The organism is Pyxidicoccus sp. M6 (assembly GCF_055568925.1).
The window spans coordinates 12,043,094-12,058,900 of record NZ_CM145714.1 but is presented as its reverse complement, the minus strand read 5'-3'; the positions used below and the strand labels follow the sequence as shown (position 1 = coordinate 12,058,900).

General features: G+C 70.3%; 16 protein-coding genes. 9 read left to right on the top strand and 7 right to left on the bottom strand.

The genetic code is table 11. The annotated features are described in order from the left end of the window. Positions 1–2: 2 nt before the first annotated feature. From ACVTJA_RS47470 to ACVTJA_RS47460, 3 genes are all read right to left on the bottom strand, one after another. A complete protein-coding gene (locus ACVTJA_RS47470) occupies positions 3–2,543 on the bottom strand; it encodes an FtsX-like permease family protein (RefSeq protein WP_465830869.1) in 2,541 nt (846 codons plus the stop codon). Continuing rightward, entirely contained in the window at positions 2,540–3,256 is a 717-nt protein-coding gene (locus tag ACVTJA_RS47465) for an ABC transporter ATP-binding protein (RefSeq protein ID WP_465830867.1), read from the bottom strand. The genes ACVTJA_RS47470 and ACVTJA_RS47465 overlap by 4 nt, the downstream gene beginning before the upstream one ends. A gap of 66 nt (positions 3,257–3,322) precedes the next feature. After that, positions 3,323–4,123 carry an alpha/beta hydrolase gene (locus ACVTJA_RS47460; RefSeq protein WP_465830866.1) on the bottom strand — a complete coding sequence of 267 codons (801 nt, stop codon included), beginning with the start codon at positions 4,121–4,123 and terminating at the stop codon, positions 3,323–3,325. A 69-nt stretch (positions 4,124–4,192) separates the two neighbouring features. On the opposite strand from ACVTJA_RS47460, the gene ACVTJA_RS47455 reads away from it, so the two are divergent. Further along, the gene (locus ACVTJA_RS47455) at positions 4,193–4,486 is read left to right on the top strand and encodes a DUF3467 domain-containing protein (protein WP_465840692.1); all 294 of its coding nucleotides are present in this window, start codon (positions 4,193–4,195) and stop codon (positions 4,484–4,486) included. A gap of 9 nt (positions 4,487–4,495) precedes the next feature. Here ACVTJA_RS47455 and ACVTJA_RS47450 read toward each other — a convergent pair whose 3' ends face one another. Together ACVTJA_RS47450 and ACVTJA_RS47445 are read right to left on the bottom strand one after the other, a co-directional pair. Next, positions 4,496–5,239: a hypothetical protein gene (locus tag ACVTJA_RS47450; protein WP_465830864.1), complete on the bottom strand. Its 744-nt coding sequence runs from the start codon at positions 5,237–5,239 to the stop codon at positions 4,496–4,498. A 156-nt stretch (positions 5,240–5,395) separates the two neighbouring features. Next, positions 5,396–7,195 carry a hypothetical protein gene (locus ACVTJA_RS47445; protein ID WP_465830863.1) on the bottom strand — a complete coding sequence of 600 codons (1,800 nt, stop codon included), beginning with the start codon at positions 7,193–7,195 and terminating at the stop codon, positions 5,396–5,398. A 112-nt stretch (positions 7,196–7,307) separates the two neighbouring features. Here ACVTJA_RS47445 and ACVTJA_RS47440 point away from each other — a divergent pair, with 112 nt between their 5' ends. The 8 genes from ACVTJA_RS47440 to ACVTJA_RS47405 all read left to right on the top strand — a co-directional run bounded on the left by ACVTJA_RS47440 (position 7,308) and on the right by ACVTJA_RS47405 (position 13,299). Beyond that, positions 7,308–8,048 (top strand): hypothetical protein, encoded by a 741-nt coding sequence (locus ACVTJA_RS47440; protein WP_465830861.1) that lies wholly within the window; start codon positions 7,308–7,310, stop codon positions 8,046–8,048. 14 nt (positions 8,049–8,062) lie between these two features. Next, positions 8,063–8,461 carry a TolB family protein gene (locus ACVTJA_RS47435; protein ID WP_465830860.1) on the top strand — a complete coding sequence of 133 codons (399 nt, stop codon included), beginning with the start codon at positions 8,063–8,065 and terminating at the stop codon, positions 8,459–8,461. Positions 8,462–8,484: 23 nt separating this feature from the next. Further along, positions 8,485–9,393 (top strand): oxygen-dependent coproporphyrinogen oxidase, encoded by a 909-nt coding sequence (hemF, locus tag ACVTJA_RS47430; RefSeq protein WP_465830859.1) that lies wholly within the window; start codon positions 8,485–8,487, stop codon positions 9,391–9,393. An 8-nt stretch (positions 9,394–9,401) separates the two neighbouring features. Further along, on the top strand, positions 9,402–9,944 hold the full coding sequence (locus ACVTJA_RS47425; RefSeq protein ID WP_465830857.1) for a hypothetical protein: 543 nt from the start codon (positions 9,402–9,404) through the stop codon (positions 9,942–9,944). 594 nt (positions 9,945–10,538) lie between these two features. Beyond that, entirely contained in the window at positions 10,539–11,444 is a 906-nt protein-coding gene (locus ACVTJA_RS47420) for an Immediate early protein ICP0 (RefSeq protein ID WP_465830855.1), read from the top strand. A 76-nt stretch (positions 11,445–11,520) separates the two neighbouring features. Then, on the top strand, positions 11,521–12,135 hold the full coding sequence (locus ACVTJA_RS47415; RefSeq protein ID WP_206724052.1) for an RNA polymerase sigma factor: 615 nt from the start codon (positions 11,521–11,523) through the stop codon (positions 12,133–12,135). Positions 12,136–12,208: 73 nt separating this feature from the next. Beyond that, positions 12,209–12,856 carry an anti-sigma factor family protein gene (locus ACVTJA_RS47410; RefSeq protein ID WP_465830853.1) on the top strand — a complete coding sequence of 216 codons (648 nt, stop codon included), beginning with the start codon at positions 12,209–12,211 and terminating at the stop codon, positions 12,854–12,856. Beyond that, positions 12,853–13,299 carry a hypothetical protein gene (locus ACVTJA_RS47405; protein WP_465830851.1) on the top strand — a complete coding sequence of 149 codons (447 nt, stop codon included), beginning with the start codon at positions 12,853–12,855 and terminating at the stop codon, positions 13,297–13,299. The genes ACVTJA_RS47410 and ACVTJA_RS47405 overlap by 4 nt, the downstream gene beginning before the upstream one ends. A 79-nt stretch (positions 13,300–13,378) precedes the next feature. On the opposite strand, the gene ACVTJA_RS47400 is transcribed toward ACVTJA_RS47405, so the two are convergent. Both ACVTJA_RS47400 and ACVTJA_RS47395 read right to left on the bottom strand, forming a co-directional pair. Then, a complete protein-coding gene (locus ACVTJA_RS47400; RefSeq protein ID WP_465830849.1) occupies positions 13,379–14,209 on the bottom strand; it encodes a hypothetical protein in 831 nt (276 codons plus the stop codon). A 105-nt stretch (positions 14,210–14,314) separates the two neighbouring features. After that, positions 14,315–14,785, bottom strand: coding sequence for a hypothetical protein (locus tag ACVTJA_RS47395; RefSeq protein WP_465830848.1), 471 nt, complete (start codon positions 14,783–14,785; stop codon positions 14,315–14,317). Between the last annotated feature and the right edge of the window lie 1,022 nt (positions 14,786–15,807).

Below are 15,807 nucleotides of genomic sequence, written 5' to 3'. Positions count from 1 at the left end.
CGTCACTCCTCCCGCAGCGCGAGCGCGGGGTTGGCGCGCGCCATCTTCCACGCCGGATACAGCCCGGCCAGCGCCGAGGCCACCAGCGCCAGCACCACCGCCTGCACCAGCGTCGCCGGTGTCACCGCGAGCTGCAGCGTCCACCCGAAGGAACGCTGGTTGATGACGTGCACCAGCACGTACGCCAGCGCCACGCCGAGCGGCACGGAGAACAGCCCCGCGAGCAGCCCGAGCAGGCCTGTCTGCAGGGACACGAGTCCCCAGAGCTGTCCCGGCGTGAGCCCGGTGGCGCGCAGCACCGCCAGCTCGCGAGCCCGCTCCAGTTGCAGCGACATGAGCGCGCTCAGTACGCCCACGAAGGCCACGCCGATGGCGAGCAGCCGGAGCACCTGCGTAATCGTGAAGGTGCGGTCGAACACCTCCAGAGATGCCTGCCGCAGCGCGCGGGTGGGGCGCACCAGCAGCGCCTGCGTGTCACCGGCCCGCTCGCGAACCGAAGCCACCAGTGCGTCCACGTCCTGCCCGGGCGCGGCATACAGCGCGACGCCAGTCACGCCCCGGTCGTCGTACCAGCGCTCGTAGGTGGTGCGCGGCATCAGCACCGTCCCCACGTCCGAGCCGTAGTCGAAGTACACGCCCACCACGCGGAAGTCGTGCGGCCCCTTGTCGGTGGCGAGCTGCACCGTGTCACCCACGCCGACGTGGCGGTGGAAGCCGAAGGGCTCGGAGACGAGGATGGCGTCGGGTGAAGACTCCAACTCTCGCCACACCGTGGCCGGGTCGCCCTGCTTGAAGCGGTAGGGCCGCGCCTTCGTGCGTGAGAAGTCGATGGCCACCAGGTCCGTGGGCATGCCGTTCGCGCGCGTCGTCGTCACCCGGATGCTGCTGCTGCCAACCGCGCCGGGCGTGGAGCGCAGGTGCTCGGCGAGCCCGGGGACCAGCGTGGCGCTTCCGCGCCGTGCCACCATCGAGGGCGGAGAGATGAACACGTCCGCCTGCAGCGACGTGTCCAGCCACGACACCACCGTGCCGCGGAAGCTGGACACCATGAGGCCCACGCCCACCGTGGTGGCCACCGCCACCATCAGCGCCGCGAGCGCCACCGCCGTACGGCTGAGGCTGGTGCGCACGCCGCGCGCCGCCATGCGCCCCAGCATGCCGAAGCCCGCGCCCAGCGGCAGCGCCGCGCCCACCGACAGCCGCTCCGTCACCCACGGCACCAGCAGCGCCGCGCCCAGCAGCACGGAGAAGAGTCCTCCGTATGCGGGCAGCAGTGCCTGCGTGGGCCACATCAGCAGCGCCGTGCCGGCGGCCAGCACCACGAGGCCCAGCAGCGCCAGCTTCGGCGCGCGGCTGCGCGACACGTCCTCCACCGTGGAGCGCCGCATCGTCGTCACCGGCGGAGAGCGCGCCGCTTCCCACGCGGGCACCAGCGCGGCCACCACCGTGGCACCCAGGCCCAGCGCCAGGCCCTTGGCCAGCGTGAAGGGCTCGAGTGCGAGGCCGCGCACGCTCACCACGAAGTACAAGTCATTGAACGTCTGCGTGACGAGCCCCACCAGCCCGCGCGCCAGCAGCACGCCGAGCAGCAGTCCCGCCACCGTGCCCACGGCGCCGAGCACCGCTGCTTCCCCCAGCACCAGCGCGAAGAGCTCGCCGCGCGTAATCCCCACCGCGCGCAGCCGGCCGAGGAGTCCGCGCCGCTGCACCACGGAGAACGTCATCGTGTTGTAGATGAGGAACATCCCCACCACGAGCGCCAGCAGCGACAGCGCGGTGAGGTTGGTGCGGAAGGCCCGCGTCATCTGCTCCACGGTACCGGCCCGCGCGGAGGCGCGTACGAGCTCCGTGCCCGCGGGCAGCGTCGACTCCAGGCGCTTCGCTTCCGCCTCGTCGCGCATGCGCAGGTCCACGCGCGTCAGGCGTCCCACCTGGCCCAGTACCTCCTGTGCGGTGGAGATGTCCGTGAGCACCAACGCTTCCAAGGCACGCGCGGTGTCCGGGTCGGACGGCTCCAGCAGGGCGGACACGCGCAGCCGCTTGTCCATGCCGTCCACGCGCACGGGGAGCTCGCCGCCAGCGGGGATACCCAGCGCCCGGGCAGCCCGGGCACTCAGCAGCACCGAGCCTGGCTCGGTGAGCAGCGCGCCCACGTCGCCCACGGCATCACCCTTCGCGTAGTCGCGGAACGGAGCTTCCGCGAACGGGTCCACGCCCAGCACGGTGAGCGTGCGCTTGTCGCCCACGGCCGCCTGCACGTGGCCTTCCACCACGGGGGCGGAGATGGGAGCGTCACGGCGCAGACGCAGGTCGCGGTACACGTGCTCGTCCACGCCCCGGGAGCCAGCGCCCACGAGCTGGTGCGTGGTGCGTCCGGCCACCGCGTCCGTGGAGCGCTCGAAGGCGCGCAGTGCGCTGTCGCTCGCCAAATCAATCGACACCACCACCGCCACGCCCAGGGCGATGCCGAGCAGCGACAGTGCGGTCAGCCACGGGTGACCGCCGAGGTGGCGCAGGCTGGAGCGGACCAGGAGCCCCTTCACGGTGCCTCCCTTCGCGCATGCTCGCGCTCCACCAGCCGCCCGCCCTCCATGTGCAGCACGCGGTCCGCGCGGGACACCAGTCCCGGCTCGTGCGTCACCACGAGCGCGCACGCATTGCCCTGCCGCGTGAGCCCCTCCAGCAAATCCAGCACCTGCCGCGCCGTGCTCTCGTCCAGGTTGCCCGTGGGCTCGTCCGCCAGCAGCAGCGGCGGTGCATGCGCCAGCGCGCGCGCCACCGCCACGCGCTGCTGCTCTCCACCCGAGAGTCGGTCCGGGAAGCTGCGCGCACGCTGCGCCAGCCCCACGCGCTCCAGCAGCGCTCGCGCCTTCGCTCCGGACTCCGCGGCCGCATGCCCATTCAGCTCCAGCGGCAGCCGCACGTTCTCCTCCACCGTCAGCGTGGGCAGGAGGTTGAAGGCCTGGAAGATGAAACCAATCCGCTCGCGCCGGAGCAGCGTGCGCTCGCGCTCGCTCAGCCTCCCGAGGTCCTTGCCATCCACGCGCACCTCTCCCTGGCTGGGCACATCAATGCCGCTGATGAGGTTGAGCAGGGTGGATTTTCCCGAGCCGCTGCGGCCCAGCAGCACGACGAACTCACCTCGGTGCAGGGAGAGGCGGACACCGGAGAGCACCTCTCGCACGGTGTCGCCTTCGGCATAGGCCTTCGTTACGTCGCGCAGCTCGACCAGGGGCGGGGTGTCGGACGGAGGCATGGGCGCGTCTTGAGATACACGCGTGCCCGCCGTGCCGCCGCGTTTTGTGCCCGTGCGTGCCGCCGCTCAGGCGCCCGCGGAGTGAGCGTCCGATGCCTGCGAGTAGCGCCACTGCTCCAGGAAGCCCGCCACCTCCGATGCCAGCAGCGGGCCCGCGGTGTCCCGGGGAATGATGTGGAACCCATCGCGCAGCGAGAGGACGCGCACCGCGGGCGACGCCGTGAGCCTGCGGGCGAGCCATCGCCCGCCCTCAGGGTCCACCACGTGGTCCTGCTCCGCCACCGCCACCAGCGTGGGGCAGCGCACGTGCGCCACGTCCCGCACCGCCAGGTCCTGCAGCGTGCACAAGTCCCTCAGCCGCGCCACCGGGAAGGCCGGAAGCACGGGCGCCTCCGCCAGCGCCTTCGGGTCTGAGAGGTCCGTGCCCGTCTTCTCCACCCAGGGGCGCGTCCACTCCAGCACCGGGGTACGAGCGAGCTGCCGGATGAGGAACATGCGCGGCCCCCGGAAGCGCACCGCCGGAGCCACCAGCGCCAGCGCCTTCACCGTCTCCGGGTGCCGCGCCGCCAGCCCCAGCGCCAGCAGCGCGCCCATGGACAGGCCACCGACGAAGATGTTCCGGTGCCCGCGCAGCTCGAGCAGCGTGCGCTCCGCCGCGGTCTGCCAGTCGCGCCAGGTGACGTGCAGCAGGGCCTGCGGAGTGGTGCCGTGCCCCGGCAGACGGGGCGCCACCACGCGCACCCCGCGAGAGGCCAGGGCCTCGCCCAGCGGGCGCACGTCCCAGGGGCTGCCGGTGAAGCCGTGCAGCAGCAGACACACATCCTCGCCCTGCCCCAAGTCGAAGGGTGCCGTCTTGCGCGGGTCCATGGCTCCTGGAATTGCGCTCACGCCGTGACGCTGGCCACGCGAAGGCGCAGGCGCTATGCCCTCTGCCTCATGGCGGACACTCCGAAGCCCCCGGACATGCAGCAACTGCAGATACAGATAGACGAGGACGTGGCCAATGGTCAGTACGTGAACATGGCGCTGGTGAACCACTCCGACACCGAGTTCACCCTGGACTTCATCTACGTCCAGCCCAACGTCCCCAAGGCCCGGGTCCGCTCCCGCATCATCACCAACCCCAAGCACATGAAGCGGTTGGTGGCCGCCATGCAGGACAACATCGCCCGCTACGAGGCGAAGTACGGCCCCATCGTCGTGCGCGAGGACGACAGCGGCATGCACTGACGCGCGCGGCTACGAGCCCTGCGCCACCGGCTGCTGGGGCGCGGGCGTCCCAGCCTCCGACGACGGGTGCGTGGGCAGCGGCGCGTCGGGCAGGTTCTCCGGCGCGGACACCTCGTGCACCCCTTCCGCGTCCTCCTCTCGCACGGCCGGGTTGCGCTGCTCGGCGAGGTACGCGTCGACGCGGCGCTCCAGGAAGGTGGCCATGTTCGGGGCCACGCGGGACAGCAGGGCCCACTCGAAGTCCCCAGCGCGGTAGAGGTTGGGCTTCGTCGGGGACAGGGGCTCGCCCAGCACGTACGAGCCCGCCTGCCCGGAGGTGCCGGCATTGCTCTTGGTGCCGCCTCCCTCGGAGCCGGCCTCCTTGCCTTCCCTCGTGCCCGCGAAGCTGCCCGGGTGCGACGGAGCCAGGCCGTTGGTGATGTAGACCATGCGGTACGCGCGAATCATCGTGCGGCCGTTCTGCAGGGGAATGGCCTGCACCAGGATGCGAGACCAGTGCGCGCCCATCTCCACCGGGCCGTTGATCTTCCACGTGGTGTGCACGTAGTTGCTGTCCGCGCTGGGCAACAGCCGGTAGCCGCCCTCCTCGAGAATCTCCCGCGCCGACTGCAGCAGCTTCTCCGGCGGCAGCTTGTAGACGGCGTGGCTGCTGGTCCCCTCCAGCAGCTCCTTGCGGGGATTTCCCATGGTGGCGCAGCCGGAAGCTCCCAGCAGGAGCCCGATAGCCGCCAGCAATGCGAGACGCCGCTTCATTGCACACCCACCTTGGTCCCCGGCCCTGGGTCGGAAATGCATCCGGCGGCCTGGGGAAGCAGTGCCGGATGTCCTGAGCAGAACGCTCGGCCGCTGGGCGCATATCGTATCAGGGGGCCGCGCTGCTCGGGGCCGCGCCGCTCGGGGCCGCGCGCTTCAGTCGCAGCGATGGCAGAGCGTGCGGACCCCACCCGGCGCCCAGGGGGCGGCGTACTCCCGGCACACCTTGTCGGCGCGCTCCTGGAGTTGACGGACCCGCGCCTCCAGGCGGGGGTAGTCCGCGCCGGTGCGCCGGTAGCCCTCCCAGTCCGCCTCGGAGGCCTGCCAGAAGACGCAGGTGCCCGGGCCCTCACGCACAGCGCCGTTCTCGAAGAGGGGCCAGTGGCCGTTGTTGGCCTGCCAATCATCCGGCACCCAGCCCAGGTCCACGTTGGTGAAGTTCACCTGGGGCCAGGACGGGCTCAGCAGTCCGCCGAAGCGCTTGCCGTTGCCGCGCAGCACCTCGCGGACGAGCGCGGTCGCGCCCCGGTCCTCCAGCGGCTCCAGGAACTGGAAGGGCGGCTGGCCCCGCACGCGCTCCTCGTAGCTCGCCTCGTACACGCGGAAGGCCCGGCCCCACCCGCGCGTCACCTCCACCAGCATGACGGCGACGAGCACTGCGAGCCCGACGCCCAGGGCGCGCGCACGGGGCGCCTGCGCCGGCAGCAGCACGGCTCCGAAGCGGTTGCTCGCGACGAGCATGAGCGCGCACAGCAGCAGCACCAGCGCGTGGAGGCCGTACTTGAGGAAGTAGTAGTCGATGGGCAGCCGAGCCGACAGGTAGGCCATTTGGATGGCCGCGTTGATGCCGGCGAAGAGCAGCGCGAAGTCGAGCAGCCGCCGCTCCACGGCCTCCTCCCCGCGCGGCGGCAGGAAGCGCACCACGAGGAGCCCCACCACCGTCCAGCCCTGCGTGCGCAGCGCGCGCTCGTACCCGTGGGGAATGAAGCCGCCGGTGATGTGCGCCAGCGGGAGCAGCCGCCAGTACGCATACGCGGCCGCGCCCAGGACGAGCAGCCCCACCGGCCACGCCGCGCGCCGCCACTTCGGCGGCAGCCCGCGGCCCTCCCCGCGCCCCTCGACGACGAGGAGCACGCCGCAGGTGAAGAGGACGTCCCCGAGGTTCAGCCCGTACGTGTACCGGTAGAACACGGTGAACAGCGCGAGCGCCGCGCACCGCACCCACGCCGAGCGCGGCAGCCCGTACGCGAGCCACGCCAGCACCAGCGGCACCAGCCCGAAGAGGTGCGCGTAGAAGCCCTCCGCCTGGTGGTAGTGCAGCAGTCGTAGCAGCAGGGAGGGCCACACGAAGGCGAAGGCCGCCAGCAGCGCCACCTGCGCCGCCACCGCCGTGCGTCCGGTGCGCCACCGACGCATCGCCACGACTTCCAGCCCCGCCACGAGCGCCAACGCCAGCACGAAGGGCACGAGGTAGAAGCCCGCGCGGAAGCTGGTGAAGGCATCTCCACCGAAGAGCTTCTCCACTCCATACGTCACCGTATGGAAGACGGTGAAGCCCTGGTAGGTGCCGGGCGCGCGCGTGGCGAAGTCCGCCCGCAGCGCGGCATGGTTGCCGGCGTCACCGCCTCCGGTGCTGACCAGCCCACTCATGACGGGGATGCCCAGCATCCGCCACGTCAGCCCCAGCGCCACGGCGACATTCACCACCTGGACGAGGACGAGTGGCACGTGGTCGGGCCACGGGCGCCAGGCCGACAGCACCTTCCACGTGAGGAATCCGGCGCCCAGGACTCCGGCGGCGGCGCCCACCCAGAGGGGCACGCCGACGGCGGCCCGGAGCACGCTCGCCAGGACGGCGGGCAACAGCCACGAGAGCAGCAGGAAGCACAGCGGGCCGAGCCCGCGAGGGCGCACCGTCTGGGGCGGAGTGGGCTGCGATTCGAGGGTGTCCTGCACGGGGCGTGGCCCTCCTATCCCATGTCCCGGGGGCCGCCAAGCAATGGTGGCCCGCACAACTTCCCGGGTACCCCTGGCGGCACGGCGCGGGCCGGCGCAGACTCGGGGCACCGTGCTCCGAGTCCTCGTGTCACTGCTCGTGCTGCTGTGCGCATCTTCCGCGTCCGCCCAGTGCCTGGGAGATGGCGTGCAGCTCTTCCCCACGCCGGGCGCCATCGTGCCCACCAACACGCGCTTCCTCCTGGAAGGCGTGGGCACCGCGCGCCCGCAGGTGACGGCGCTGGTGGGCAAGAAGCTGCGACTGGTGGCCGACAAGCACGTGGTGGAGGTGAAGGCGCAGCGCGGTTGGGAGAGCAGCCTCGGCCGGGCCACCGTCATCCTCAAGGTGAATGGGAAGCTGGAGCCGGACACGCGCTACACGCTGCGCGTGGACGAGGCGATTCCCAACGTCATGGTGCTCAACGGCCCCAGCACCGTGCTGCCCGAGTGGCGCACCGGCAAGGGCCCCGACAAGTTCGCCCCGAAGTGGCTGAAGCGGCCCGCCGTGTCCGAGGGAATCCTGCGCCGCACGGCGCAGGGCACCGCGCGCTTCGTCCGGCTCAACCTGTCCCTGCGCGAGGAGAGCCCCGCGTACCTCGTGGTGAAGCTGGAGCCCCGGCGCCCGGGCCCCAGCGTCCAGCAGTACGTGGTGCCGGTGCACAACAACACCGCCTTCATCGGCCACGAGGCGTGCAGCGGCACCTTCGCCATGGAGGACGGCCGCAGCTACCGCGCCAGGATTGAAGCCTTCGACTCCGCGGGCCAGGTGGCTCCGTCCACACCGCCCGTGGACTTCGAGGCGCCCGCGGACTGAAGCGGGCGGGGGAGGTGAGCCTGTCCGACCTGGGAGCCCACACGTCCCGGGAGATGAACGACGACGGCGCGGCCCCGGCCTTCTCGCGGGACGGCAAGCGCCTGGCATTCATCAAGAGCTCGGAGGCCGGCGTGTATGAGATTCGCATCCTCGAGCTCGCCACCCCGGGGAACAGCCAACTGGTGACGAAGGACGCCAACTCCCTGTCCACGGTGGACTGGCTGCCCGACGGGCGGCTCGCCGCCATCACCGAGGAGGGCATCACCCTCTTCGACCTGTCCGGCGCCACGCCGCGGGGCCGCCTGGTGCGCGACGAGTTCGCCGCGAAGGAGCTGGATGTGTCCCCGGACGGCAAGAAGATGGTGTACGCCATCAACGGGCAGGCCAACCTCTTCGTACTGACGGGCTTCTGAGCGGCCGGCCCTCTGGAGGGTGCATGACGACGGTGGACGTGGAGAGCCTCAAGCAGCGGATGGCCGCCTTCACGCAGACGCTGCAGGACGAAATCTGCGGCGCGCTGGAGCGGCTGGATGGCACGGCGCGCTTTCGCGAGGACCCGTGGAGCCGCCCCGGCGGCGGTGGCGGGCGCAGCCGCGTGCTGGAGGACGGCGCCGTGCTGGAGAAGGCCGGCGTCAACACGTCCGTCGTCTTCGGTGAATTGGAAGAGCAGTTCGCCCAGAAGCTCCAGGGCGAGGGCCGCCAGTTCTGGGCGGGCGGCATCTCCCTGGTGCTGCACCCGCGCAACCCGCACGTGCCCACGGTGCACGCCAACTACCGCTTCATCCACCAGGGCGGGAAGGCGTGGTTCGGCGGCGGCGCGGACCTGACGCCGTACTACCTCTATGAAGAGGACGCGGCGCACTTCCACCGCGTGCACAAGGCCGCGTGCGACAGGCACGACGCCACGTACTACCCGCGCTTCAAGGCCGCGTGTGACAAGTACTTCCACCTGCGCCACCGCGAGGAGTCGCGCGGCGTGGGCGGCATCTTCTTCGAGAACATGGGCGGTGATTTGGAGAAGGAGCTCGCCTTCGTGCAGGACTGCGGCAAGGCCTTCCTCGCCGCGTACCTGCCCATCGCCGAGCGGCGCAAGGACGTGCCCGTGACGGAGGCGCAGCGCTTCTGGCAGGAGGTGCGGCGCGGGCGCTACGTGGAGTTCAACCTCGTCTATGACCGGGGCACCGTCTTCGGCCTGGAGACGCGCGGCCGTACGGAATCCATCCTCATGTCGCTGCCGCCGCAGGTGCGCTGGCGCTATGACCACCACCCGGAGCCGGGCTCGTGGGAGGCGAAGCTGGTGGACGTGCTCCGCAATCCGCGCGACTGGGCGGGGCAGGGAGGCTGAGCGCCGGTATGTCCACGCCGACGACACCAGAGCCGACACCGGAGCCCTCGCGGACGGGCTCGCGGAAGAAGTGGGTCTTCCTCATCGCCGGGGTGGTGGTGCTGGGCCTCGCCGTCTGGGGCTGGCTCTACTACCGGGGCATGCGCGCGCTGGGCGAGGGCCTGGCGGGCCAGGGCATCTTCAAGGCGGACAAGCCCACGGACACGGAGGCGCGCGTCAACGTGCTCGCGCTGTGTGACGCGGTGCAGAGCTACCGCGACGAGCACGGCGCGTACGTCGTCGCGGGCCCCACGCCCAAGGAGGTGCCGAAGGGCGGCGTGCCGGTGGCCTTCCCCAAGGAGGAGGCCTTCCAGCGCATCGGCTTCGAGCCGGGCGAGGAGGTGCGCTTCCAATATGAGGTGGTGGTGCAGGAGGGCCCCGTGGGCGAGCCCGAGGTGTCCTGCCTCGCCCGCGGCGACTTCGACGGGGACGGGCAGAACTCCGTGTACCGCGTTCGTCTGGATTCGAACGGAATGACGACGCCCGTCGAAGTGGAGCACGAAGGCGAGTAGCCCGCTGGCGCAACCCCGGATTCAATCCATCCGAGAATCCGGGAAATGGGGCACATCGGCGACATCAAGGGCCCGCGCGGACGGACCGGGGAGACCCGCATCGGTCCGCGTCCCCAGGGGCCGTCACGGGAGGGGCCTCGGACGCCCCCGGCCGGCACCGCCTTCCAGGCGGATGGCATGGAGCCGGCCATCACCCGTGGAGAGGGGACGCGCATCGTCCGCTCTCCGTTCGCCAGTCCCATGGAGGGCACGCGCGTCACGCGGATGCCCGACGCGCCTCGAGGTGAGCAGACGCGTACGGCACCGGCTCCCTCCGACGACGCACCGCAAGGTGACGTCGACATGCAGGGCGAAGAAGTCTTCGCCGACGCCCCGCGCGGCGAGGGCTCGCGCATCGTCCGCCTTCCGCTCCCGCTCTCCGACGCACAGCGCGGTGGCAATCCGGATGCCCCGCCCGGTGCACCTCCCGCCGAGCCGGGCGAAATGTCCGGTAACGGCGAGCCGTTTCCGCCCGCGTTAGGCTCGGAAGCGCCAGGGGCGGACACCGCGCCCTCCCTGGAGCTTCCTTCCCCGACGGCTGGTGAGGCATCTCCCATGTCCTCCTTCCGAATCCCCTCGGCCCTCGCGCGCCTCCTCCCCTCGTCTCTGGGTGGGGGCGAGGGCCTCCAGCGCACTCCCCAGCCGAAGGAGCCCGTACCCCGCCCGCGCCAGGGCGACATCTTCCGCAACCCGCAGCCCACGCCGGCGGGCCGTCCCCCGCTGGCCGGTGACGAGCGCCCTCCGGTGAAGTCCGTGGAGGAGCTGGTGCCCCCCGGCCTGGAGGACACCGCCACCCAGGAGGAGCTGGGCACCCGCTTCGGCTCGGACGCGGCCCTGCTCGCCGCGCACCTCAAGCCTTCACAGCTCTCCGGCTCCGAGCGCGCCACCCGCCTGTGGGCCTTCTTCGCCGCCTACGCCGAGGCCGCCGCCGCCAGGCCTCCTCAAGAGGAGGCCAAGGCCGCCTTCAAGGAGTCGCTGGAGAACCACGGCTTCGCCGAGCTGCGCGACGCGCACACCCAGGAGAACGGCGTGGACCGGGGCCTATGGGTGCTCAATGCCCGCTCCCCGGACGAGGTCCGCGAGCGCGCCGCCGCCGTCCGCCTGGAGCCGCCCCCGGACGTCCGCCACTCCGAGGCCGCCTCCCGTCAGGACAACCCGTCGAGCGAGCAGGCGCTCTCCCTCCCGTCCGGCGCCCGCCACTCGGAGGCCCTGCGGGGCATGCACGTCCCCATTGCCCTGGAGAACCGGGAGGTCAGCCAGGAGGAGGACCCCGAGGACGTCCGCAAGAAGAAGACGAACCGGCGCCTGGGGAAGATGATGCTGTGGAACGTGCTCCACCGCTTCCGCTCGGACCCGGAGGACGGCGCCGTGGCCGAGGCCAACTGGGACCGGGCGACCTTTGGAGCCGTGCTCGCCCTGGCCGCCATCGCCCTCATCGTCGCCGCGCTCGTGAGCCTCTAGGGCCGCCCGGCGGCGCACCCCCCGCCAGCGCGAAACTCCATGCAGGGCGCCGGCTTGTGGTACGGTGCCGCACCCATTGGCAACCGACGACCTCACACTCGTCAAGCGCGTCCGGAGCGGCGACCAGCGCGCATTCAAACTCCTCGTCGAGCGTTACCAGCGCAAGGTGTACGCCGTTGCCCTGGGCATGCTGAAGGACAAGGAGGAAGCGATGGACGTCTCCCAGGAGGCGTTCGTCAAGGTCTACAAGTACCTGGACCACTTCAAGGGCGACTCGTCCTTCTACACCTGGCTCTACCGAATCACCGTCAACATCTGCATCGACGTGATTCGCAAGCGCGGCGGAGGCGGTGAAGCCGTCGAGTTCGACGAGACGCAGGACATGGACCTGTCCGAGGCCCGCATCGGCGCGCTCGGCAGCCGCCTGGGCACCAACCCCCAGAAGAGCGCCCTGCGCCGCGAATTGGCGGACAAAATCCAGGAGGCCCTGGCCACCGTGCCGGAGAAGCACCGCGCCATCCTCCTGCTGCGGGAGATCGAGGGAATGTCCTACGAGGACCTCGCCCGCACGCTCGATATTCCGAAGGGCACGGTGATGAGCCGCCTCTTCCATGCCCGGGCGAAGGTTCAGAAAATCCTGAGTGAATACCTGGAGTTGGACGAGGCGAAGAGTGGAGTGGGGAACGAGTGAGCGGGCCTCGAATATCTGAGGGAACCCTTCGTCCCAATTTCCGCACTCCCCTCCAGGAAGCAGGGTGAAGGATATGGCCGGAAATCCCGCGTGTGAGCGTTTCGTCCCGATGCTCTCCCCGTACGTCGACGGGGAACTGACGCCCGCCGAGCGCGTCAACGTGGAGCGTCATCTGTCCGCGTGTCGCGACTGCACCGGGCGCGCGGCGGACCTGCGCGCCGAGTCGGGCCTGCTCCGGGTGGGCCTGGACATGGCGGTGGACGACGTCGACTTCAAGGACTTCGCCCAGAAGGTCATGGCCCGGGTGACGCCGGAGAAGCCGCCCCTCCTGGAGCGCATGAAGCTGGCGCTGTCGGAGATGTTCCTCTACCAGCGCACGGCGATGATTTCGTCGCTGGCCACCGCGGCCGTGCTGGTGCTGGTGGCGCTGCCGCTGTTGCTCAGCGACAACGCCCCGGTGGGCTACGCCGCCGAGCGCATGACGGTGAAGTCCATCCAGCCGTACCAGGATGCCCGCGTCGCGCCGGTGGTGATGCAGACGGAGAGCGGGAATACCATCGTCTGGACGGTGGACGAGGAGACGCAGGACTCCAAGTCTGGTACGGAGGACGAGGAGCTGGAGGAGGAGATTGGCGGCGGCATGTCTCCGGACGCCGATGGGGCCCACCGCCCCGCGCGCCCGGTGAAGGACGCCCCTCGGCCGTCTGGAGGTTCCCTGTGAGAATTCAGGCTGTAGCCGTGACGCTGGCCGTGCTGGGACTCGGGCTGCTCCTGCCCTCATCGGCCCGTGCCGAGGAGGAGAAGGTCCAGGTCCAGGTGGAGGTGGTGCTCGCCTCGCAGAAGGGCACCGAGGTGAATCCCCCCGAGCTGGCGAAGATGAAGCAGGAGTTCCAGCCGAAGATGAACTACACGTCCTTCAAGCGCCTGTCGCAGCAGGTGCTCGAGGTGACGGCGAAGAAGTCCACCGAGCTGAAGCTGCCCAACGGCACCAACGTGTCCATGCAGCTGCTGGGCATCAAGGAAGGCACCGCCACGGTGCGCGTGTCCATTCCGCGCAGCGCGACCCTGGAGGTGGAGCTGGGGCGGAAGGGTTCCGTCAACCTCGTTGCCGGCAGTCACGTGGGCGGGGACCTCATCCTCGTCCTGTCCCCGCCGTCGAAGTAGCCGCTGCCGCTTCCTGCCCGCGCGCCGCGTCCCCTCCTCGGAGGTGACGCGGCGTTCTCGTTTCAGCGTGCTGCTCGCTTCAGGCGGCGCGGTGGTGGACGGAGACGTCCAGGCGCCGGGGGCCCGGCTCGTCGTCGTCCGTCATGTCCACGTCCACGTCGAGCTCGACGTCGTGGGCGTCGTCGTCCGCATCCAGCGCCTCCGCCGCGGGCAGCGGCGCGGCGCTCGCGGCCACCGGCTCCTCGGCGCGCTCGCGCTCCAGGTTGACGCGCAGCCCGTCGAACATCAGGTCGAAGGCGGAGTAGATGCGGTCCACCATGGCCAGCGCGTCCGCGCGGACCTCCGGTGACAGCTCCATGGCCTCCAGCTCCGCCGCCAGCTCCTGTTCGAACATGGCGTGCTGCGCCTCGGCCTGCATGTGGTGGTCGGAGAAGTACTTCAGCCGTTCATCCGCGCCCTGCGCCGCGGAGATGACGGCGGTGCGGCTGAAGAAGACGTGGCTGGTGGACTCCAGCGCCCACAGCAGGACGATGCGCAGCCGGTCATCCACCGGGCGGTACACCTCGCTGATGATGGCGTAGGCCGCGTCACGCGTCTTCGCGTGGGCCCTGCCGTACATCGTCCCGATGCTCAGCGAGCCACCGGTGAGCGCGGCGATGTCCTCCTCGAACCACTGGTCATGCCCGCTCTCCTCGGAGTGGTGCCGCGTGGCGAGCGCCTTGAGGTGCGCGTCCTGGATGAAGTGCGCGTTGAGGCGCAGCACGTCCTGGAACGTCATCACCCAGAATGTCAGGCGTGGCGCGAAGGCCATCACCTGCTCAATCGGGCGGTCCATCCTCAAGTCGGAGAAGAACGGATGTGAGGCGAACCGCGCCTCACGGACTGCGATGTGTTGCAGCACGGCCTTCATGATGGGGCCTCACGGTTGTGGTGCTCCGCCCCGGCCAGGCGGAGGTGTCAGTGCGCTACCACCCGCCGCGGGGAGCAGGGCGGGCGTCAAGGCGTGCGGCGTGCGCTACCAGTTGACGGTGTACGTGCAGGCACCGTCTCCCCGGCGCCGACAACTCTTGGGGTCATGTTCAATACGCACCCAGAGAGAATCCTTGGGACGGAACCTGTCGCCGATGGCCTCGATGAGGCCGAGGTCCAGGTCGCACGGATAGGGATTGTCGCAGACCATGCGCGCGTTGCGCTTGTCGACGGGCTCGAAGCGGTAGCCGCCGATGGCGCCCTTGCCGCGGTGGTTCATGCGGTACGCCACGTCGACGGCGCGCAGGCCCTTCTCCAGCGTGTCGATGTCCGGCGGGAAGTGGGCGCTGTCGGGAATCTTCCGGCCAATCGTTCTCACGGTGCTCGGGCCAATCTTCTCGAAGACGAGCTGGAAGGACTTCAGCAGGGCCGGCATCGGGTACCACGTGTCCGCCTTCAGCGGGGTGATGCCGTTCTCCGCCAGGATGCGCAGCGCTCGCGACTGCGCGAGCTCCATTCCATTAACGATGGCCAGGATGGACTGCCCGATGACCTCGACGCCCTGGTAGGCCATGGGCTGCAGTGTTGCGGATGTGACGGGGGGGGTCTTCAAATCCATACGTGTGCGTCCTCGGGGGGAGTGCGAGACATTGAACCGGCTTTTTCCAATATTTTCAAATTGCCTGAGATGTCTGTAATTTTCCGGCAAGGTGACTAAGGGGTATCCCTCAGGTGTATTTATGACTCGGCCCCTCTGTGTGGACGTGCTCACACGAGCCGCGCGGCGCGAGGGGCGGGCCTGCGGGTGATACGGGTGAAGCATGTCTGGGTATGTCGGTGGGTTGCGCTGTCTTTGGCTGGGAATTCAGTGACAGTCACTCGCGTGCAGCCGGGTTGCGTCCAGGCGAGAAACGTGGGGGGTTGATGCAGGTGTTACCGTGTTTCGCGCCGCGGCATGGAGGGCTCGTACGTCACGTGTCGGAGTTCCATGCACGTGGGTGTCGGAGCTCCGGCACCCGGTGCCGGACGGCCGTGCACACGCGCTTCGCGAGCCGAGCGTGTGTCATCGCCGAGCATGCGACATCGCCACGCGTGCGACATCGGGCGGTCGTGTCGTGCATGTGGGCTGCGCGAGCCACGCGGATGATGGCGGCCGTGTCGTGCGAGCTCCGCGTGCGGCCGGGCACGCATGCGGGTTCCGCAGGCCGGGCGTGCGGTTCTCGCAGTCGCCATGTGCGACTGTCGCCGCCACTCCCGGCGGAGGGCGCTCACGCGTGGGGCAGGATGCCCCGCGCCTCGGGGCCGCTGGGGCGTGTTGGGACCGCCCGGCGGCGTTCCATGCGTGGGAGCGGGTGCGCGCTGCTGGGACGCTCCCAGGGCCCTTCACGGCGCTGGGGTGGGCGGATTCCGGACGGGTTGAAGACGTTTCGTCCGGCCCCCCGGGCCAGGACTGAAAAAATGCCAGGACTTCCGTCCCTGAGAGGGGCCAGGCAGGCGGGCGGCCCTCGTAGTCCCAAGGGTTTAGCTCTCGGCATGCGC

What these genes read in the sequence shown, in the direction of transcription:
- ACVTJA_RS47400 (WP_465830849.1), bottom strand. Translation starts at nt 14,209, where the DNA reads ATGAAGGCCGTGCTGCAACACATCGCAGTCCGTGAGGCGCGGTTCGCC.
- hemF (WP_465830859.1), top strand. Translation starts at nt 8,485, where the DNA reads ATGACGACGGTGGACGTGGAGAGCCTCAAGCAGCGGATGGCCGCCTTC.
- ACVTJA_RS47450 (WP_465830864.1), bottom strand. Translation starts at nt 5,239, where the DNA reads ATGAAGCGGCGTCTCGCATTGCTGGCGGCTATCGGGCTCCTGCTGGGA.
- ACVTJA_RS47420 (WP_465830855.1), top strand. Translation starts at nt 10,539, where the DNA reads ATGTCCTCCTTCCGAATCCCCTCGGCCCTCGCGCGCCTCCTCCCCTCG.
- ACVTJA_RS47410 (WP_465830853.1), top strand. Translation starts at nt 12,209, where the DNA reads ATGGCCGGAAATCCCGCGTGTGAGCGTTTCGTCCCGATGCTCTCCCCG.
- ACVTJA_RS47460 (WP_465830866.1), bottom strand. Translation starts at nt 4,123, where the DNA reads ATGGACCCGCGCAAGACGGCACCCTTCGACTTGGGGCAGGGCGAGGAT.
- ACVTJA_RS47395 (WP_465830848.1), bottom strand. Translation starts at nt 14,785, where the DNA reads ATGGAGCTCGCGCAGTCGCGAGCGCTGCGCATCCTGGCGGAGAACGGC.
- ACVTJA_RS47465 (WP_465830867.1), bottom strand. Translation starts at nt 3,256, where the DNA reads ATGCCTCCGTCCGACACCCCGCCCCTGGTCGAGCTGCGCGACGTAACG.
- ACVTJA_RS47425 (WP_465830857.1), top strand. Translation starts at nt 9,402, where the DNA reads ATGTCCACGCCGACGACACCAGAGCCGACACCGGAGCCCTCGCGGACG.
- ACVTJA_RS47455 (WP_465840692.1), top strand. Translation starts at nt 4,193, where the DNA reads ATGGCGGACACTCCGAAGCCCCCGGACATGCAGCAACTGCAGATACAG.